This window comes from Rhodobaculum claviforme (genome assembly GCF_016653255.1).
GTDB lineage: Bacteria > Pseudomonadota > Alphaproteobacteria > Rhodobacterales > Rhodobacteraceae > Rhodobaculum > Rhodobaculum claviforme.
Genome location: NZ_NHSD01000312.1, coordinates 1 through 18,293 on the forward strand (window position 1 = coordinate 1; position 18,293 = coordinate 18,293).

General features: G+C 71.4%; 17 protein-coding genes and 1 other RNA gene. 17 read left to right on the forward strand and 1 reads right to left on the reverse strand.

All coding sequences use genetic code 11. The annotated features are described in order from the left end of the window. The first annotated feature begins 204 nt into the window (after window positions 1–204). The 10 genes from fliK to rpmG all read left to right on the forward strand — a co-directional run bounded on the left by fliK (window position 205) and on the right by rpmG (window position 6,715). Window positions 205–1,455, forward strand: coding sequence for a flagellar hook-length control protein FliK (gene fliK / locus CCR87_RS14890; protein WP_201158327.1), 1,251 nt, complete (start codon window positions 205–207; stop codon window positions 1,453–1,455). A gap of 35 nt (window positions 1,456–1,490) precedes the next feature. After that, window positions 1,491–2,150 (forward strand): flagellar hook capping FlgD N-terminal domain-containing protein, encoded by a 660-nt coding sequence (locus tag CCR87_RS14895; RefSeq protein WP_201158328.1) that lies wholly within the window; start codon window positions 1,491–1,493, stop codon window positions 2,148–2,150. Between the two features lie 120 nt (window positions 2,151–2,270). After that, complete coding sequence (mce, locus tag CCR87_RS14900; protein WP_201158329.1) at window positions 2,271–2,675, forward strand: methylmalonyl-CoA epimerase; 405 nt, start codon at window positions 2,271–2,273, stop codon at window positions 2,673–2,675. Next, window positions 2,675–2,947 (forward strand): DUF1467 family protein, encoded by a 273-nt coding sequence (locus CCR87_RS14905; protein WP_201158330.1) that lies wholly within the window; start codon window positions 2,675–2,677, stop codon window positions 2,945–2,947. The genes mce and CCR87_RS14905 overlap by 1 nt, the downstream gene beginning before the upstream one ends. A gap of 73 nt (window positions 2,948–3,020) precedes the next feature. Continuing rightward, window positions 3,021–3,311 (forward strand): Asp-tRNA(Asn)/Glu-tRNA(Gln) amidotransferase subunit GatC, encoded by a 291-nt coding sequence (gene gatC, locus CCR87_RS14910; protein ID WP_201158331.1) that lies wholly within the window; start codon window positions 3,021–3,023, stop codon window positions 3,309–3,311. A gap of 3 nt (window positions 3,312–3,314) precedes the next feature. After that, a complete protein-coding gene (gatA, locus tag CCR87_RS14915) occupies window positions 3,315–4,796 on the forward strand; it encodes an Asp-tRNA(Asn)/Glu-tRNA(Gln) amidotransferase subunit GatA (RefSeq protein ID WP_201158332.1) in 1,482 nt (493 codons plus the stop codon). 56 nt (window positions 4,797–4,852) lie between these two features. Beyond that, a complete protein-coding gene (locus CCR87_RS14920) occupies window positions 4,853–5,356 on the forward strand; it encodes a hypothetical protein (RefSeq protein WP_201158333.1) in 504 nt (167 codons plus the stop codon). 71 nt (window positions 5,357–5,427) lie between these two features. Then, window positions 5,428–6,033, forward strand: a complete 606-nt coding sequence (locus CCR87_RS14925; protein ID WP_201158360.1) for an N-acetylmuramoyl-L-alanine amidase — start codon at window positions 5,428–5,430, stop codon at window positions 6,031–6,033. Between the two features lie 33 nt (window positions 6,034–6,066). Beyond that, window positions 6,067–6,440, forward strand: an RNA gene (rnpB, locus tag CCR87_RS14930) — RNase P RNA component class A. Between the two features lie 107 nt (window positions 6,441–6,547). Beyond that, window positions 6,548–6,715, forward strand: coding sequence for a 50S ribosomal protein L33 (gene rpmG / locus CCR87_RS14935; RefSeq protein WP_201158334.1), 168 nt, complete (start codon window positions 6,548–6,550; stop codon window positions 6,713–6,715). 117 nt (window positions 6,716–6,832) lie between these two features. On the opposite strand, the gene CCR87_RS14940 is transcribed toward rpmG, so the two are convergent. Then, complete coding sequence (locus tag CCR87_RS14940; protein WP_201158335.1) at window positions 6,833–8,422, reverse strand: 2-isopropylmalate synthase; 1,590 nt, start codon at window positions 8,420–8,422, stop codon at window positions 6,833–6,835. Window positions 8,423–8,704: 282 nt separating this feature from the next. Here CCR87_RS14940 and CCR87_RS14945 point away from each other — a divergent pair, with 282 nt between their 5' ends. From CCR87_RS14945 to CCR87_RS14975, 7 genes are all read left to right on the forward strand, one after another. Then, the gene (locus CCR87_RS14945) at window positions 8,705–9,367 is read left to right on the forward strand and encodes an SDR family NAD(P)-dependent oxidoreductase (RefSeq protein ID WP_201158336.1); all 663 of its coding nucleotides are present in this window, start codon (window positions 8,705–8,707) and stop codon (window positions 9,365–9,367) included. Between the two features lie 2 nt (window positions 9,368–9,369). Continuing rightward, window positions 9,370–10,896 carry a cryptochrome/photolyase family protein gene (locus CCR87_RS14950; RefSeq protein ID WP_201158361.1) on the forward strand — a complete coding sequence of 509 codons (1,527 nt, stop codon included), beginning with the start codon at window positions 9,370–9,372 and terminating at the stop codon, window positions 10,894–10,896. 56 nt (window positions 10,897–10,952) lie between these two features. Further along, window positions 10,953–13,529 carry a putative PEP-binding protein gene (locus CCR87_RS14955; protein WP_201158337.1) on the forward strand — a complete coding sequence of 859 codons (2,577 nt, stop codon included), beginning with the start codon at window positions 10,953–10,955 and terminating at the stop codon, window positions 13,527–13,529. Between the two features lie 159 nt (window positions 13,530–13,688). Beyond that, entirely contained in the window at window positions 13,689–14,315 is a 627-nt protein-coding gene (locus CCR87_RS14960) for a cell wall hydrolase (RefSeq protein ID WP_201158338.1), read from the forward strand. Between the two features lie 71 nt (window positions 14,316–14,386). Beyond that, window positions 14,387–15,739 carry a phosphoglucosamine mutase gene (gene glmM, locus CCR87_RS14965; RefSeq protein ID WP_201158339.1) on the forward strand — a complete coding sequence of 451 codons (1,353 nt, stop codon included), beginning with the start codon at window positions 14,387–14,389 and terminating at the stop codon, window positions 15,737–15,739. An 83-nt stretch (window positions 15,740–15,822) separates the two neighbouring features. Further along, window positions 15,823–16,866, forward strand: coding sequence for an aldo/keto reductase (locus CCR87_RS14970; RefSeq protein WP_201158340.1), 1,044 nt, complete (start codon window positions 15,823–15,825; stop codon window positions 16,864–16,866). A 328-nt stretch (window positions 16,867–17,194) separates the two neighbouring features. Beyond that, window positions 17,195–18,136, forward strand: coding sequence for a porin (locus CCR87_RS14975; RefSeq protein ID WP_201158341.1), 942 nt, complete (start codon window positions 17,195–17,197; stop codon window positions 18,134–18,136). The last annotated feature ends 157 nt before the right edge of the window (window positions 18,137–18,293 follow it).

The window sequence follows — 18,293 nt, forward strand, 5'->3', positions numbered from 1 at the left end:
GGTCTGGATCGGGGCGCTCATGCGCGGCCTCCTCGGGATGTGCCCGGGCAGAATGGCCGTGCAGGGTAAAGGATCAGTAACTTCCCCGGTGCAATCTGTGGATGTTCCCGTGTGTAGAAGGCACCCCCGATGCAAATTCCGCCCGAGTTGCTTGCCGCCCCCCTGCCGCCCGGCCGTACGACACCGCCGCGCGGTTCGGGGGACATGTTCGCCACGCTCCTCGACGCGGGGGAGGAGGGCGCGGCCCCCCCCGGGGCCGCCGATCCGAACGCATCCGAAGGGGGGCAGGGCGATGCCGTGGCCGGGCTCGGGTTTGTGCTGCTGACGTTGGGCGTGCCGGGGGCGGCTGTGGCCCCGGCGTCCAGCGGCTCCGGGAGTGGCGAGGAGATGGCGCAGGACCCCGACGCGCCGCCGGTCGCGCGCACCGAAGGGGGGCGGCCCGCCCCCGTGGAGCCGCCGACGCCCTTTTCCCCGCAGGCCGCGCCGGCCGAGGGGGAGGCCCGGGCCGCGCTGTCCCTGCCCGGGGGCACGGTGGTGGCGGGGCGCGCAGCGGCGGTTGCGGTGCCGCAGGCGCCCCCCGGGGGCATGCCGGACAGCGGTGACGCCGTGCCGGATGGGCCTGATCTGCCTGGCGGGCGGGGGATCGCGGCGGACCCCGCGACCCATGCCGCCGCGATGCCTGCCGGCACCGCCGCCGGCCGTCCCGCGGCGATCCCGTCCGCTGCGGTGCCGCCCGATGCCACGGTGATCCTTGCAGCCCAACCTGCGGTGGCGATGCAGGCTGCGGCCCAGGCCGCCCCGGTGCGCGCCATGGCCGAGGGAGGGGGGAGGCCCGCCGTCCGCCCGGGGCCCGAGGCCACCGCCGCCACACCCGCGACGTCGGCCGTGGCCGACACGGTGCCGCCCCTGTCGGCCGCTCCGCCGCCTGCGGCGGCAGTGCCCGGCGCCCTTTCGTCGATGGTCACGGATGGTCCCGCCAGCGTCGGCGCGGGGCCCGAGGCGTCGCTTGCCCCTGTGCTGCGGGAGGCCGCGAGCCCCGCGCCCACCTCGCCGGGCGCTCCGCCGGCGGCTGCGCCCCCGGCCCCGGTCGCAGGGCAGCTGGCGATTGCGGCCCGCAGCCTGCCGGACGGACCGGTGGAAATCGCACTCTCGCCGGCCGAGCTGGGCCGGGTGACGCTGACCCTCTCGGCTTCGGAGACGTCGATCGCCGTCACGCTGCTGGCCGAACGCGGCGAGACGCTGGAGCTGTTGCGCCGCAGCATCGGCCAGCTGGCCGATGAACTGCGCGCACTGGGGTATGACAACCCCAGCTTCTCCTTCAGTGGGGAGGCGGGCGGGCGCGATCGCGGGCAGCGGGCTGATCGCGCTGGCGCCTTTGCGATCGTCGATGCGGCGCCCGCGGCGGCGGCGGCCGCGGGGCCGCGGACGGTCCAGGGCCTCGACCTGCGGCTCTGAGGTCCCCGGGAAATTCAGCACAACAGGAGACGATGATGGACATTTCGACCCAGTTTTCCGGCGCGACTGCCAGCCAGGGGGCGGCGGGGGCCGCGCGTGCGCGCATGGTCTCGTCGGATTTCGAGACATTCCTGCGGATGCTCACCACCCAGATGCAGAATCAGGACCCCCTCAACCCGATGGAGGCCAGCGATTTCGCCGTGCAGCTGGCGACGTTCTCGGGGGTGGAGCAATCGGTGCGGACCAACCAGCTGCTGGAGGAGATGATGGGCCGCTCGGCCATGTCGGAGCTTGCCGGGCTGGTGGGCAAGACGGTGCGCAGCGCCGGGCCCGCGTATTTCAACGGCGACAGCCTCGGCCTCAGCCTGCCGGCCATGCCGGATGCGGACAGCGCGCGTCTTGTGGTGCGCGACAACCTCGGGGGGATCGTCGACACGGTCGATGTCCCGACCTCTGGCGGCGCGGTGGAGTGGCGTGGGCTGGGTGCGGACGGACTGCCGCTGCCGTCGGGCACCTACCGCTTCGAGATGCTGGGCTATGCCGCGGGCGTGCTTGCGGACACCGGCACGGTGGAGGCCTATGGCGAGGTGATCGAGGCGCGCAACGATGGCGGCATCACGACGGTGGTCCTGTCCGGCGGTCGGGCGGTCCCGCTGGACGAGGTGTCGGCCGTGCGCGGCCCGGTGTTGCGCTGACGGGGAACGCGCGGGCGCTGCGTACGCGGGCTTGTCTGCCCGGCTCTGCCGCCGCGGCGTGTTGCGTCGCGGCGGGGGGACAGGCATAACCAAGGCGATCCCAACAGCGGAGAGTTCGCCATGATCGGCCGCCTCAACCATGTCGCCATTGCCGTGCCGGACCTCGACGCTGCGGTGGCGCAGTATCGCGACACGCTCGGTGCGCAGGTCCGCGCGCCGCAGGACGAGCCCGCCCACGGGGTGACGGTCGTGTTCATCGACCTGCCCAACACCAAGGTCGAGCTGCTGCATCCGCTCGGCGAGGGCTCGCCGATCGCGGGATTCCTCGAGAAGAACCCAGCAGGCGGGATCCACCACATCTGCTACGAGGTGGACGACATCCTTGCCGCGCGGGACCGGCTGAAGGCGCAGGGCGCGCGCGTGCTCGGCGACGGGGAGCCGAAGATCGGCGCCCACGGCAAGCCGGTGCTGTTCCTCCACCCCAAGGACTTCACCGGCACGCTGGTGGAGCTGGAGCAGGCCTGATGAACGTCACCTCGGCGGTCGTGCTGTTTGCGGTGATCTGGTTCATGGTGCTGTTCGTGGTGCTGCCGCTGCGGCTCAAGACGCAGGGCGAGGATGGGCATGTCGTGCCCGGTACTCCGGAATCCGCCCCGGTCGACCCCAGGATCGGACCCAAGGTGAAGCTGGTCACCGCGATCAGCGTCGTGCTGTGGGCGGTGATCAGCGCGATCATCCTGTCGGGGGTCGTCTCGATCACCGATCTGGACATCTCGGGGTGGCTGGGCGCCCCGTAGCGCCGCGCCCGGCTTGCGGGGCGCCGCCCGCGGGGGTAGACGACCGCGCAACGGCAGCAATCGGAGGCGTCAGATGTCGCAGATCGATCCGGAAACGGCGCGCAAGGTGGCGAAACTGGCCCGCATCGCCGTGCCCGACGCGGATCTGCCGCGCCTTGCGCAGGAGTTGTCGGGCATCCTGACCTTCATGGAAGAGCTGAACGCCGTCGATGTCACGGGGGTGGAGCCGATGGTGTCGGTCTCGCCGATGCGGCTGAAGCGGCGCGCCGACGGGGTCACCGATGGCGGCATGCAGGACAAGGTGCTGGCCAACGCGCCCGACGCGCGCGAGGGCTTTTTCACCGTCCCCAAGGTGGTGGAGTAACCGATGTCCGACCTCAATGACCTGAGCATCAGCGACGCCCGCGACGCGCTGCGCCGGGGCGATTTCACCGCCGCCGAGCTGACCGCCGCCTGCCTGACGGCGATGGAGGGGGCGGGCGCGCTGAACGCCTATGCCCACCCCACGCCCGACATCGCGCAGGCCCGCGCAGCCGCCGCCGATGACCGGCTGCGCACGGGGGATGCGCCCGCGATGTGCGGCATCCCGATCGGCATCAAGGATCTGTTCTGCACCGAAGGCGTGGCCAGCCAGGCCGCCAGCCGCATCCTGCAGGGCTTCCGCCCGCCCTATGAGAGCACCGTCAGTCGCCAGTTGCGCGATGCGGGCGCGGTGATGCTGGGCAAGCTGAACATGGACGAGTTCGCCATGGGCTCGTCCAACGAGACGTCGGTCTATGGCCCTGCGGTGAACCCGTGGAAGGTGGACGACCGCCGCCTGACGCCGGGTGGAAGCTCTGGCGGGTCGGCGGCGGCGGTGGCGGCCGGGCTGTGCCTGGGCGCGACGGGGACGGACACCGGCGGATCGATCCGGCAGCCGGCGGCGTTCACGGGCACGGTGGGGCTGAAGCCGACCTATGGGCGGTGCTCGCGCTGGGGGATCGTGGCGTTTGCCTCCAGCCTCGACCAGGCGGGGCCGATGACGCGCACGGTGCGCGACGCGGCGATCATGCTGGGCGCGATGGCGGGGCATGACCCGCGCGATTCGACCTCGGCCGACATGGCCGTGCCGGATTTCGAGGCCGCGTTGACCGGCGACATCCGCGGCAAGCGCATCGGCATCCCGACCGAATACCGCATGGACGGCATGCCCGAGGAGATCGAGGCGCTGTGGGCCCGGGGCGCCGACTGGTTGCGCGCCGCCGGGGCCGAGGTCGTCGACATCAGCCTGCCGCACACGAAATACGCCCTGCCCGCGTACTACGTCATCGCGCCGGCCGAGGCGTCGTCCAACCTCGCGCGCTATGACGGCGTGCGGTATGGCCACCGCGCGGCGCTGGCCCAGGGCGACGGCATCACCGAGATGTACGAGAAGACCCGCGCCGAAGGGTTCGGCCCGGAGGTGCAGCGCCGCGTGATGGTTGGCACCTATGTGCTGTCGGCGGGGTTCTACGACGCCTATTACAACCGCGCGCGCAAGGTCCGCACCCTGATCAAGCGCGACTTCGACCTGGCGTTCGAGGCCGGTGTGGACGCGATCCTGACACCGACCACGCCGTCGGCCGCCTTCGGGCTGGGCGAGATGGCGCAGGTCGACCCGGTGCAGATGTACCTCAACGACATCTTCACGGTGCCGGTGAACATGGCCGGGCTGCCGGGGATCGCGGTGCCTGCGGGGATGGATGCGCAGGGCCTGCCGCTGGGGCTGCAACTCATCGGTCGCCCGTGGGAGGAGGGGCCGCTGCTCGCTCTCGCTGATGTGTTGGAAACGGCGGCGGGTTTCGTTTCGCGGCCCGGGAAATGGTGGTAACCCCGCGACCGGTTGCGGCCGATCGGGCTGACGGCAGAGGGCGGTGGGACATGCGGATGCGGTCGGTGTCACTGGGGCTGGGTGCGCTGCTGGCCCTTGCGGCCTGCGGAGGCGGGGATTACGCCCGCCACATGCAGGCCCAGGAGGCGTTGCCGCAGGCGGTGCAGGCGCAGGCCCTGACCCGTGACGATGTGCTGGACATGGACACCGCGCGTGCGACCCGCGACACCGAACAGGCCGCGTTCGAAGCCCGTCGCGCGGGCTTCCAGCCGGTCGCGCCCACCGCGCTGCCGACTCGCCCGGCCGATTCGCCCAACATCGTCGCCTATGCGCTGCGCACCACCCATGGCGTCGGACAGCAGCGCCACCGCCGGTCGGTCCTGACGCTGCAGAACCACGCGCGCAACTGTGCCGCCTTCGCCAGCGCCGATCTCGCGCAGGAGGAGTTCCTGCGCCTTGGCGGGCCGGAGCGGGACCCGCGCAACCTTGACCCCGATGGCGACGGCTTCGCCTGCTCCTGGTCGCCGGTGCCGTTCCGGTCGGCGGCGCGGGCGAACTGATCCGCGCGGTGCGGGTGGTCGATCACCCGTCGCCCAACCATGGGGTGCGGCGGGGGGGCGTGGCGCCGGACATGGTCGTGGTGCATTTCACCGGCATGCGGGGCTGTGCGGATGCGCTGGCGCGGCTGTGCGATCCGGCGGCCGAGGTGTCGGCGCATTACCTGATCGATTCGGGCGGCACCGTGCTGCGGTTGGTGCCCGAGGCGTTGCGGGCCTGGCATGCCGGGGCCGGGGCCTGGGGGGCGGTGGGCGACGTCAACTCCCGCTCCATCGGGATCGAACTGGTCAATCCGGGGGATGTGCCCTTTGCCGCGCCGCAGATGGCGGCGCTGGAGGGGGTGCTGGCGGGCATCCTGGCGCGCTGGTCGGTGCCGCCGGAGCGGGTGATCGGCCACGCCTGCATGGCGCCCGAGCGCAAGGTCGACCCCGGACCGCGATTCGACTGGCGCAGGCTGGCGCGCGCCGGGCTGTCGGTGTGGCCCGAGGGTGCGGGTGCGGCGGACCCGGCGGGATTTGCGGCGGATGCGCGGCGGTTCGGCTACCCTCGGGCCGCGCCGGACGCCGTGCTGGCGGCGTTCCGCGCGCGCTTTCGCCCCCGCGCCACCGGGCCGGTGTCCGAGGCCGATGCGGGGATCATGGCGGCGCTGGCGCGGCGCTGGCCCGTCGATCTTCGTTGACCCCGCCCCCGGCGGCGCATAGGTGCAAGGCGCGCGGAGGGCTGGATGGCCGCGCCCCGCTTGCGGGGTGAGGAAAGTCCGGACTCCATGGGACAACGGTGCCGGGTAACGCCCGGCCGGGGCAACCCGAGGGAAAGCGCCACAGAGATGAGACCGCCCTGTTCCGACAGGGCAAGGGTGAAACGGTGGAGTAAGAGCCCACCGCGGACCGGGCAACCGGGACGGCACGGCAAGCCCCACCGGGAGCAATGCCAAATAGGGGCCCCGCGCGGCATGACCGCAGGGATGTCTCAGCCCGAGGGGCCCGGGTTGGCAGCACGAGCGTGCCGGTAACGGTACGCCCAGATGAATGGCCATCCCCGGGGGCAACCCCGGGACAGAATCCGGCTTACAGGCCCTCCGCGCACCCGATCCCCGCCCGCGCGCCCTTGACTGCGGCGCCGTTGCGGGTAAAAGCCGCAGTCCAGAGATGTACGGGCGCCGCCGCGGGCGCGTTCGAAGAAGGAGCGACACCATGGCGAAGCCGACCACCATCAAGATCCGGCTGAACTCCAGCGCCGGCACCGGGTTCTTCTATGTCACCAAGAAGAACGCCCGCACGATGACCGAAAAGATGACCGTGCGGAAATACGACCCGGTCGTGCGCAAGCACGTCGAGTTTAAGGAAGGCAAGATCAAGTAAGACGGCGCCTGCGGGGCCTGGCCCCGGCCCGTCGGCTTGCAGCCCGCGCATTTGCGCGGGCTTTTCGCGTGCTGCCCCCGCCCCGGAGGGCAGGGGCGTCGACGTCAGGACGCCGTCTCAGGACGCCGCCGAGGTGATGTCGGTCACGGGCCGCCCCGCGCGCTCATACGCGAGGAACTTGTTGAGCGCGACGATGTAGGCCTTGGCCGAGGCCACGACCGTATCGGTGTCGGCCGACTGCCCGGTGAACAGCCGCCCACCCGATTCGAGCCGTACGCTGACGGTGGCCTGCGCGTCGGTGCCTTCGGTCACCGCGTGCACCTGATAGAGTTGCAGCCGCACCTCGTGCGGGACCAGCGCCTTGACGGCGTTGAAGGTGGCGTCCACGGGGCCGTCGCCGGTGGCGGTGGTGGACTGCTCCACCCCGTCCACGGCCAGCCGCATCTCGGCCGACTGCGGGCTGTCGGTGCCGCACACGACGCGCAGGTGGCGCAGCACCACCAGATCCTGATGGGCGCCCGCGGCCGTGTCCGTCATCAGCGCCACGAGATCCTCGTCGTAGATCTCCTTCTTGCGGTCGGCCAGCGCCTTGAAGCGCACGAACACATCCGCAAGCTGGTTGTCGGCGAGGGTATAGCCCAGCTCGCCCAGTTTCGCGCGCAGCGCGGCGCGGCCCGAATGCTTGCCCATCACGAGGTTGGTGGCCGACAGCCCGATGTCCTCGGGGCGCATGATCTCGAAGGTCTCGGCGTTCTTGAGCATGCCGTCCTGGTGGATGCCGCTTTCATGCGCAAAGGCGTTCTTGCCCACCACCGCCTTGTTGTATTGCACCGGAAAGCCCGAGACGGCGGCCACCAGGCGGCTGGCCTGCATGATCCGGCGGGTGTCGATGCCGGTCGTGTAGGGCATGATGTCGTGGCGTACCTTGAGCGCCATCACGACTTCTTCCAGCGCGGTGTTGCCCGCGCGTTCGCCCAGCCCGTTGATCGTGCATTCGATCTGGCGCGCGCCGGCCTCCACCGCCGCGAGCGAGTTCGCCGTCGCCATGCCGAGGTCGTTGTGGCAGTGGGTGGCGAAGATGATCGCCTCCGCGCCCGGAACCTCACGGCGCAGCATCGCGATCAGCTCGGCGCTTTCGCGCGGCGCGGTGTAGCCCACGGTGTCGGGGATGTTGATGGTGCTCGCACCGGCGCGGATCGCGGTCTCCACCACGCGGCACAGGAAATCATGCTCGGTGCGGGTGGCGTCCATGGGCGACCACTGCACGTTCTCGCACAGATCGCGCGCATGGCTGACGGTGGCGTGGATGCGCTCCACCATCTGGTCGGTGGTCAGCCGGGTGATGTCGCGGTGCAGCGGCGAGGTGCCGATGAAGGTGTGGATGCGGGGCCGGCCGGCGTGGCGCACGGCCTCCCAGGCGCGGTCGATGTCGGTGGGGTTGGCACGCGCCAGCCCGCAGATGACGGCGTTTTTCGCACGCTCGGCGATGGCCTTGACGGCGGCGAAGTCCCCTTCGGAGGCGATGGGAAAGCCCGCCTCGATGATGTCCACGCCCATGTCATCGAGAAGGGCGGCGATCTCCAGCTTCTCCTCGTGGGTCATGGTGGCGCCGGGGGATTGTTCCCCGTCGCGCAGCGTGGTGTCGAAGATCAGCACGCGGCCGGGGTCCGTGGCGGCTGGGGCGGCCTGCTTGGCGATGTCGGTCATGGGATGTCTCGCGTCTGGACTGGTCTGCTTGTGGCTCTCGGGCGCGGCCGTCATTCCCCTGAGCGCTCGCGCCCGGCGGCGCGCTCAGAGGCGGCTAAGAAGCAGCAGCAGGGCAGGGGCGGACCCGGAGGCCCGCGCGATCGTCACGATATGTGCACCCTGCGACATTCAGAACAGTATGGCGCGCGGGGTGGGGGATGAAAACCCCTGATTTCCCCGGCGCGCCGGGTTTGCCCGCGCCGCGTGCAAGGCTAGCTCCGGGAGGGCAGCAGCGGAGGGACCATGCGCGCGTTGGTGATCGGCAGTTCGGGGGGCGTGGGCGCGGCCATGGTGGCGGCGCTGGCGGCACGGGGCGATGATGTCACGGGGCTGTCACGCTCGGGCGACGGGCTGGATGTCACGGACGAGGGCAGCGTGGCGCGCATCCTCGGGGCGCTGGAGGGGCCGTTCGATCTGGTGTTCGTCGCCACGGGGGGGCTGAGCATCGGGGATGCGCGCCCCGAAAAGGCGCTGCGCGATCTGGACCCGGCCGCGATGGCCGCGCAGTTCGCGCTGAACGCCATCGGGCCGGTGATCGTTCTGAAACACGCGCTGGCGCTGATGCCCCGGCAGGGGCGGTCGGTGTTTGCGGCGCTGTCGGCGCGGGTGGGCTCCATCGGGGACAACCGCGCAGGCGGCTGGTACGGCTACCGCGCGGCCAAGGCGGCGCTGAACCAGTACCTGCACACCGCCGCGATCGAGGTCGCGCGCAGCCACCGCGACGCGGCCGTGGTGGCGCTGCATCCCGGCACGGTGGCCACGCCGCTGACGCGCAAGTACCTGGGCCGCCACCCCGCCGTCCCGCCGCAGGAGGCGGCGGCGAACCTCCTCGCCGTCCTCGACGGGCTGGAGGCGGGCCACACCGGGCGCTTCTTCGACTGGGCCGGCAAGGAGGTGGCGTGGTGAGCCTGCCGCGTCTGATCCTGGTGCTGGGCGACCAGCTGACGCCCGCGGTCGCGGCGCTGCGCGCGGCCGAGCGTACCCGCGACGTGGTGGTGATGGCCGAGGTCATGGGCGAGGCGACATATGTCCCCCACCACCCCAAGAAGATCGCCTTTGTGTTCTCGGCCATGCGCCATTTCGCGGACGCGCTGCGCGCCGATGGCTGGCGCGTCGCCTACACCCGCCTCGACGATCCCGCCAACGCAGGCGCCATCCCGGCCGAGCTTCTGCGCCGCGCCGAGGAGACCGGCGCGCAGGAGGTGATCGCCACCGAGCCCGGCGAATGGCGCCTGATCGGGCTGCTGGAGGACATGCCCCTGCCGGTGCGGCTGCTGCCCGACGACCGGTTCCTCGCGACGCGCAAGGAATTCGAAACCTGGGCCGAGGGCCGCAAATCCCTGCGGATGGAGTATTTCTACCGCGAGATGCGGCGCAAATACGCCATCATGATGGAGGGCGACAAACCCGCCGGCGGCCAGTGGAACTATGACCACGACAACCGCGAGCGCGCCCGGGCGGACATGTTCCGCGCCCGCCCGCCGCGCTTCGACCCCGACCCCATCACCGAGGACGTGCTGGCGCTGGTGGCGGACCGCTTCGGGGGCAACTTCGGCACCCTGCGCCCGTTCTGGTTCGCTGTCACCCGCGATCAGGCGCGCGCCGCGCTCGATCACTTCATCACCCATCGGCTGGCGGATTTCGGCCCCTACCAGGACGCCATGCTGGAGGGGGACGCGTTCCTGTCCCATGCCGTGATCGGGCTCTACCTCAACGCGGGGCTGCTGGACGCACGCGAGGTCTGCCGCGCGGCCGAGGATGCCTGGCGGGCGGGCGCTGTCCCCATCAACTCGGCCGAGGGGTTCATCCGCCAGATCCTGGGCTGGCGGGAGTTCGTGCGGGGGATCTACTTCCTCGAAGGGCCCGGGTATGCGCAGCGCAACGCGCTGGACCACCGCCGCGCGCTTCCGGCGATGTACTGGGGGGGCGAGACGCGGATGGCCTGCATGCATGCCGCCATCGGACAGACCCGCGACCACGCCTATGCCCATCACATCCAGCGGCTGATGGTCACGGGCAACTTTGCCCTGCTGGCGGGGGTGGACCCGTCCGCGGTGCACGAGTGGTACCTTGCCGTCTATGCCGACGCCTATGAATGGGTGGAGGCGCCGAACGTCGTGGGCATGTCGCAATTCGCCGATGGCGGGGTGGTGGGATCAAAGCCGTATGTGTCCTCGGGGGCCTATATCGACCGGATGTCGGATCACTGCAAATCCTGTCATTACAAGGTGAAGGACAAGACCGGCGCGCGGGCCTGTCCGTTCAACCTGCTGTACTGGCACTTCCTGATGCGCCACCGGGACCGGTTCGCGTCCAACCCCCGCATGGCGCAGATGTACCGCACCTGGGACCGCATGGCCGAGGACCGCCGCGCCACCGTCCTGGCCGAGGGCGACGCGCTGCTGGAGCGGATGTCGGCCGGCGCGGTGATCTGAGGCGGCGCTTGCCCCACGGCACCGTTGGCGTATGCTGGGACCAAAGGATTGCCGCAGTGCAGCACAACCAGACCTTCGCCGACTGGGCCGAGATCACGCCCACCGCCAGAATCGATCGCGACAGCCACGGCTGGCGTGCGAAGTGTCTGCAACGGCTGGTGCGGCTGAACCTGCCGGTGCCGCCGGTGGTGGCGCTGCCGTTCTCGACCGTGCGCTCCATCGCGCAGGGCTGGCAGCCCGACACCGCTGCGATACTGGCGCGCTTTGCCGCGGGGCAGCTGGTGTCGGTGCGGCCGTCGTCGGAAAACCCCGACTGGGGCGGGCCGGGCACGATCCTCAACATCGGCATGAACGATGCCCGCCACGCCGAGCTGGCCGCGATCCACGGCGAGGACGCGGCGACCTCGCTCTATCTGCGGTTCGTGCACACCTATGCGGTGCATGTCGCGCGCCTCGATCCCGACCTGTTCGAGGATGAACGCCCCTGCCCCGGGGCGCTGGCCCGCGCCCTGGCCGCCTTTGCCGCCGAGAGCGACGAGCCCTTTCCCCAGGACCCCGCGCGCCAGCTTGCGGATGTGCTGCGCTCCATGGCGCGGGCGTGGGAGGGGACGTCGGCGCGGCTGCTGCGCCAGGCCAAGGGGGCGCCCGCGGATGCGGGCCTGGGGCTGGTGGTGCAGGCGATGGCGCTGGGCGTGGCCGGTCCCGACAGCGGCGCCGGGCTGGTGCAGTTCGTCGACGGCGTCACCGGGCGGGCACAGGTCACGGGGCGGTTCCGCACCGGCATGCAGATGCCCGACCCCGTCGGGGGCGACGGCGCGATGTACCTGACCCGCGATCCGCGCGGCCCCTCGCTGGAGGACACCCATCCCGCGCTGTTCGCCGAGCTGACGCGCCACGGCGCGGCCTGCCGCGCGCGCCTGCGCGACGAGATGCAGATCGAATTCACCGTCCAGCAGGGCCGGTTGTGGGTGCTCGATGCCACCCGCGCGCCGCGTTCGTCGCGCGCGGCGGTGCGGATCGCGGTCCAGCTGGCCGAGGACGGCGTGATCGACGAGGGCGAGGCGGTGATGCGCGTGCAGCCGCAGGCGCTGGCCGAGCTGCTGCATCCCCAGGTGGACCCCCGCGGCCCGCGCGACGTGGTCGCGCGTGGCATCGGCGCCAGCCCCGGGGCGGCGCGCGGGCGCATCGTCTTCACCTCGGGCGCCGCCAGCGCCAGCGCCGCGCGCGGCGAATCCTGCATCCTGGTGCGCCGCGAAACCACCCCCGAGGACATCCGCGGCATGCACGCCGCCCACGGCGTGCTGACCGAACGCGGCGGCATGACCAGCCACGCCGCCGTCATCGGCCGCGGCCTCGGCCTGCCGTGCGTGGTGGGTGCCAGCGGGCTGCGCATCGACACCCGCGCCAACACCGTCACCGCGCCCGACGGCCGCATCTTTGCCGAGGGCGACATCCTGACCGTCGACGGCACGCGGGGCGAGATCCTCGCCGGTGCGGTGGAGTTGCTGGAGCCCGCGCTGGACGAGGCGTTCACCCGGCTGCTGGAATGGGCCGACGCGGTGCGCGACATCGGCATCCGCGCCAACGCCGACACCCCCGCCGACGCCCGCATCGCGCGCGACTTCGCCGCCGAGGGCATCGGGCTGTGCCGCACCGAGCACATGTTCTTCGAGGAAGACCGCCTGACGGCGATGCGCGAGATGATCTTTGCCGACACCGCGCAGGACCGCCGCGGCGCGCTGGAGCGCCTGCTGCCGATGCAGCGCGCCGATTTCATCCGGCTGTTCGACATCATGCAGGGCCAGCCGGTGTGCATCCGCCTGTTCGACCCGCCGCTGCACGAGTTCCTGCCGCACGGGCGCGAGGGGCTGCGCAACCTTGCAGACGCGCTGGACAAGCCGCTGTCCGAGATCACCCGCCGGGCCGAGGCGCTGGCGGAATACAACCCCATGCTGGGCATGCGCGGCGTGCGCCTCGGCATCACCATCCCCGAGATCTACGAGATGCAGGCCCGCGCCATCTTCGAGGCCACCATCGAGGCCTCCCGCAAGGGCGCGCCCGTGGTCCCCGAGATCATGATCCCGCTGGTGTCCGCCCGCCGCGAGGTGGAGCTGGTCAAGGCCCGCATCGACGCCGTGGCCGCCGCCGTGCGCGTGCAGCGCGGCGCGCGGTTCGAGTACCGGCTGGGCGTGATGGTCGAAACCCCCCGCGCGGCCCTGCGCGCGGGCGAGATCGCGCTGCACTGCGATTTCCTGTCCTTCGGCACCAACGACCTGACGCAGATGACCTATGGGCTGTCGCGCGACGACGCGGGGCGGTTCATGTCCACCTATGTCCAGCAGGGCGTGTACCCCGAGGACCCGTTCCACACCCTCGACGTGGACGGGGTGGGGGAGCTTCTGCACATCGCCGCCGACCGGGGTCGGGCGGCGCGCGACGGCCTCACGCTGTCGATCTGCGGCGAGCATGGCGGCAACAGCGAGTCCATCGCCTTCTGCCGGGCGGCGCGATTCGACTATGTCTCCTGCTCGCCGTTCCGGGTGCCGGTGGCGCGGCTGGCGGCGGCGCATCTGGCGCTGGCGGACCGGGCGCGGGACGCCGCGATGGGCGGTGAGTCGCCCGCGGCGCGCTGAGGCTGGGCGGAAACTCGCCGGTTTGGCGGGGTGTGCGGAACCGCCCCGGCCCGTCGGGTGGACTCTTTTCCCGGGTTCGGCTGAAAAGTTAAGCCATTATTAAACACGTCTCCACAGGGCGGCTGCCACTGCCCCGGAGATTGTTCCTGGGGGACCGCCATGTCCATGAAAACGGCCTTTGCGCCGCATCCGTCGATTTTTGCCGTTGCGTTGGCCGGGCTGTGCCTTGGCGCCGCGCCCGTGGGGGCCAACAGCCTGCCGGACCCGCGGATCGGAGCGCTGTTTCAGGTGGAGAAGTCGGCCCTCGATGCCGTAGCGCCGGGCCATGTGGAGCGCATCCTGGAGGTCGGTGCCGCGACGCGGGCGCATGCGCTGGATGACGGCGACCTGACCTGCCTTGCCCGCGCGCTGTATCACGAGGCGCGCGGCGAAGGCGAAACCGGCATGCGCGCCGTCGCCGAGGTGGTGCTGAACCGCACCGAAAGCGCCGAGTTCCCCGACAGCGTCTGCGGGGTGGTGGAGCAGGGGTCGGGCAACGGGCGGGGCTGCCAGTTCTCGTTCGTGTGCGACGGTGCCGAGCGGCGCGGGCTGGAGCGCGCCGCCTGGGCCCGCGCCAAGGACCTGGCCGAGGAGATGGCCGAGGGCGCCCCGCGGGAGCTGACCGACGGCGCGACGCATTTCCACACCGTCGCCGTGAACCCCCGCTGGGCGCGTGTGTACGAGCTGACCGCCCAGATCGGCGCGCACCGTTTCTACCGCCGCCCGCTGGAGATGGCCTCGAACTGAGGCCCGCGCTTGTGCCCGCCCCGCCCGCCATGCCACACCCCGGGCATGGCAGCACAGCAGCGGGGCGGGACATGACACGGCGGCTTTTCGGCACCGACGGCGTACGCGGGCGGGCCAACAGCTTTCCCATGACGGCCGGGATGGCGTTGCAGCTGGGCGCCGCGGCGGGGCGGTTCTTTCGCCGCGACGGGGCCAACGGGCACCGGGTGGTGATCGGCAAGGACACGCGGCTGTCGGGCTACATGCTGGAAACCGCGCTGACGGCGGGCCTGACATCGACGGGCATGAACGTGCTGCTGCTGGGGCCGGTGCCGACGCCTGCGGTGGGGTATCTGACGCGGTCGATGCGCGCGGATCTGGGCATCATGATCTCGGCCAGCCACAATCCGCACCACGACAACGGCATCAAGTTCTTCGGCCCCGACGGCTTCAAGCTGTCGGATGCCGCCGAAGCCGAGATCGAGGGCATCGTCGCCTCCGACATCCCCCCCGCCGCCCCCGAGGACATCGGCCGCGCGCGCCGCATCGACGACGGGCTGGGGCGCTACATCGAATACGCCAAGACGACGTTTCCCGCGCGGATGCGCCTGGACGGCCTTCGGGTGGTGCTGGACTGCGCCCACGGCGCGGCCTATCGCGCCGCCCCCGAGGTGCTGTGGGAACTGGGCGCCGAGGTCATCGCGCTGGGCACCAGCCCCGACGGGTTCAACATCAACGCCGGCTGCGGCTCCACCGATCCGGCGGCGGCGATGGCGGCGGTGCGGCGGCACCGGGCGGATGTGGGCATCTGCCTCGACGGTGACGCCGACCGGCTGGTGCTGATCGACGAGGACGGCCGGGTGGCAGACGGTGACCAGATCATGGCGCTCTTCGCCCGCCGCTGGGCCGAGGAGGGGCGGCTGGCGGGCAACACGCTGGTGACCACGGTGATGTCGAACCTCGGGCTGGAGCGGTATCTGGCGGGCCACGGCATCGCGCTGGAGCGCACCAATGTGGGCGACCGCTATGTGGTGGAGCGGATGCGCGCGGGGGGATGGAACCTCGGGGGTGAGCAGTCGGGCCACATCGTGATGACCGACTATGCCACCACCGGCGACGGGCTGATCGCGGCGCTGCAGTTCCTGGCCGCGATGGCCGCCACCGGCGCGCCCGCGAGCCGCCTGACGCGCAGCTTCGATCCGGTGCCGCAGCTGCTGCGCAACGCGCGTTTCGCGCCCGGGCAGGACCCGCTGGCCACCGCCCCCGTGCGCACCGCCATCGAGGGCGCCGAGGCCCGGCTGGCGGGGACCGGGCGGCTGCTGATCCGCAAGTCCGGCACCGAGCCGGTGATCCGCGTCATGGCCGAGGCCGAGGACCCCACCCTGATGTCCGAGGTCGTGACCGAGATCGTCGCCGCCATCGAGCGCAGCGCCCCGGCCGCCTGACGGGCGCCGTGCCGTTGCGGCCGGCGGGGGGCGTTGCTAAGGGCGTGCGGGCAAGTGGCATTGAAATCCGGGGGATTACGACGATGCGCAAGGTGATGTTGGGCCGGACCGGCCTGCGGGTCTCGCAAATGTGCCTGGGCTCCATGACATGGGGCAGCCAGAACACCGAGGCCGAGGGGCACGCGCAGCTCGACCTCGCACGGGATCGGGGGGTCGATTTCATCGACACCGCCGAGATGTACCCCACCAACCCGATCCGCCCGGAAACCGTGGGCCGGACCGAGGCGATCATCGGCAGCTGGCTGGCCACGCGCGGCGGGCGCGACCGCGCGGTGATCGCGACCAAGATCACCGGCGCGGGGCAGGGCGCGGTGCGCGACGGCCTGCCGATCACCGCCGAGCTGATGCGCGGCGCGGTGGAGACCTCGCTCAGGCGCCTCAAGACCGACTATATCGATCTTTATCAGCTGCACTGGCCCAACCGGGGCTCGTACCATTTCCGCAAGTTCTGGAGCTATGACCCCTCGGGACAGGACCGTGCGGCCACGCTGTCGCACATGCGCGCCATCCTGGAGACCGCGCAGGCGCTGGTGGCCGAAGGCAAGATCCGCCACTTCGGCCTGTCCAACGAGACCGCCTGGGGCACCGCCCAGTGGCTGCGCCTGGCCGAGGAGACGGGCGCGCCCCGTGTCGCCTCGATGCAGAACGAATACTCGCTGCTGTGCCGCCTGTATGACACCGACATGGCCGAGCTGTCTGTCAACGAGGATGTCACGTTGCTGGCCTATTCGCCGCTGGCCGCGGGGCTTTTGTCGGGGAAATACGCGGGCGACGTGATCCCCGACGGCACGCGCCGGTCGGTCAATCCCGATCTGGGCGGACGGATCACCCCGCATGTGTGGGGGGCGGTGTCGGCCTATCTGGGCATCGCCAAGGAATTCGGCCTGGATCCGACGCAGATGGCGCTGGCCTGGTGCCTGACGCGGCCGTTCCCCGTCATCCCGATCGTCGGTGCGACCAACCTTGCGCAGCTGGAGCTGGCGCTGGGCGCCGCTGACCTGACGCTTGCGCCCGAGGTCTGCGCGGCGATCGAGCTGGCCCACCGCGCCCATCCGATGCCGTTCTGAACCCTGGCCCGCACGCCCGGCCGTCGCGGTCGGGCGCGCGTCCATGGCGGGTGACCATGGCTTGACCCGCCATGTCGGATCATATACCCGACGAAATCACTAGGGATTGCCGGAGCGATCCCGCAGGCAGTCGACCGCCAGGCGTGTCAGCCACCCCCCATCCATGATGCCGCCTGCGCCGGGGCCATTCCCGCGCGGGCCACCTCCGTCTGCCCGGGGCATCCCGACACGGCCGCCCCATGCGCTCCGGCGCACCGCCAGCCAGTCCGCATCCCGCGGTTTCGCCAGCCCGAACATCCGTTCCTTGTTCACAAGCTGAGGGAAACCCATGCGATACCATACCTTTGCCGTCACCGCACTGGTGGCAGGCCTGATCTCCTCGGGAGCGATGGCCCAGGGCCTTGATCTGTCAGGCTATGCCCGGTTCGGGCTGCAATACACCGACGGGGGTGCCGGCGGCTGGAACGACGGCGAGGTCGCCCCCGCCACCCGCTTCCGCCTGAACCTGCGCGCGCGCACCGCCACCGACAGCGGCGTGGGGCTGGAGGCGCGCCTGCGGGCCCAGGCCAGCAACACCCAGACCGTCGTCTTCAATGCGCCCCGGTTCACCGTCTCGGGGGGCGGGCTGTCGGTGCAACTGGGCAACATCTCGGGGGCGTTCGCGGACACGCCGGGGATCGACGACCGCATCGGCCTGACCGGGTTGAGCGCGCCGGACAAGGCCGCCCGCATCCGTGGGCGCGAGGCCTATGACGACTACGACTCGCGCGGGGCGGGGGCCGCGGCCGACAATGGCGTGCAGCTGGGTGCCACCCTTGGCCCCGTGACCGCCGCGCTGTCCTATTCCGATCGCAACCCCGACGGCGCGGTCGACCGCCGCCGCCGCGTGGGTGGGCATCTCGCCTGGAGCGCGGGCGGATACACCCTGGCCGTCGGTTTCCAGGACAGCGACATCGCCGAAGAGGATCTGGTGCTGATGTCGGCCGAGGCCGCCTTCGACGGCTTCAGCGTCGATCTTCAGGCCGCCGAAAGCCGTGGCGTGAAAAAGGTGGTCCTGCGCGGCAGCGTCAACCTCACGCCCGATGCCGCGCTCACAGCCTTTGTCGCGCACGAAAGCGGCAACCCCGAGGCGACGCGGCAATGGAACGGCACCGGTGGCGGGATCGGCATCGACCATGCGCTGGGCGGAGGGGCCAACGCCCGCGCCGGTGTGGTGCGCCGGTCCGACAGCACCGTGATGGCGGATGCGGGGGTGATCTTCCGCTTCTGACCCGCATGGCAGGACAGCAATTGCACCGGCGGCGGGTCACGTCGCCGGTGCGGAGGGCCGTTCCGTGGCGGGCGCGCCGGGCGATATCGCCGTGCCCGGCGGCGAATGCGCCACGGGGCTTCCCCCCCGGGGCCGAATTGCGTAAATCCCGCCCGAG

What these genes read in the sequence shown, in the direction of transcription:
- gatA (WP_201158332.1), top strand. Translation starts at nt 3,315, where the DNA reads ATGTCCGACCTCAATGACCTGAGCATCAGCGACGCCCGCGACGCGCTG.
- fliK (WP_201158327.1), top strand. Translation starts at nt 205, where the DNA reads ATGTTCGCCACGCTCCTCGACGCGGGGGAGGAGGGCGCGGCCCCCCCC.
- CCR87_RS14945 (WP_201158336.1), top strand. Translation starts at nt 8,705, where the DNA reads ATGCGCGCGTTGGTGATCGGCAGTTCGGGGGGCGTGGGCGCGGCCATG.
- CCR87_RS14905 (WP_201158330.1), top strand. Translation starts at nt 2,675, where the DNA reads ATGAACGTCACCTCGGCGGTCGTGCTGTTTGCGGTGATCTGGTTCATG.
- CCR87_RS14970 (WP_201158340.1), top strand. Translation starts at nt 15,823, where the DNA reads ATGCGCAAGGTGATGTTGGGCCGGACCGGCCTGCGGGTCTCGCAAATG.
- CCR87_RS14920 (WP_201158333.1), top strand. Translation starts at nt 4,853, where the DNA reads ATGCGGTCGGTGTCACTGGGGCTGGGTGCGCTGCTGGCCCTTGCGGCC.
- mce (WP_201158329.1), top strand. Translation starts at nt 2,271, where the DNA reads ATGATCGGCCGCCTCAACCATGTCGCCATTGCCGTGCCGGACCTCGAC.
- rpmG (WP_201158334.1), top strand. Translation starts at nt 6,548, where the DNA reads ATGGCGAAGCCGACCACCATCAAGATCCGGCTGAACTCCAGCGCCGGC.
- CCR87_RS14975 (WP_201158341.1), top strand. Translation starts at nt 17,195, where the DNA reads ATGCGATACCATACCTTTGCCGTCACCGCACTGGTGGCAGGCCTGATC.
- CCR87_RS14940 (WP_201158335.1), bottom strand. Translation starts at nt 8,422, where the DNA reads ATGACCGACATCGCCAAGCAGGCCGCCCCAGCCGCCACGGACCCCGGC.
- CCR87_RS14960 (WP_201158338.1), top strand. Translation starts at nt 13,689, where the DNA reads ATGTCCATGAAAACGGCCTTTGCGCCGCATCCGTCGATTTTTGCCGTT.
- gatC (WP_201158331.1), top strand. Translation starts at nt 3,021, where the DNA reads ATGTCGCAGATCGATCCGGAAACGGCGCGCAAGGTGGCGAAACTGGCC.
- CCR87_RS14925 (WP_201158360.1), top strand. Translation starts at nt 5,428, where the DNA reads ATGGTCGTGGTGCATTTCACCGGCATGCGGGGCTGTGCGGATGCGCTG.
- CCR87_RS14895 (WP_201158328.1), top strand. Translation starts at nt 1,491, where the DNA reads ATGGACATTTCGACCCAGTTTTCCGGCGCGACTGCCAGCCAGGGGGCG.
- glmM (WP_201158339.1), top strand. Translation starts at nt 14,387, where the DNA reads ATGACACGGCGGCTTTTCGGCACCGACGGCGTACGCGGGCGGGCCAAC.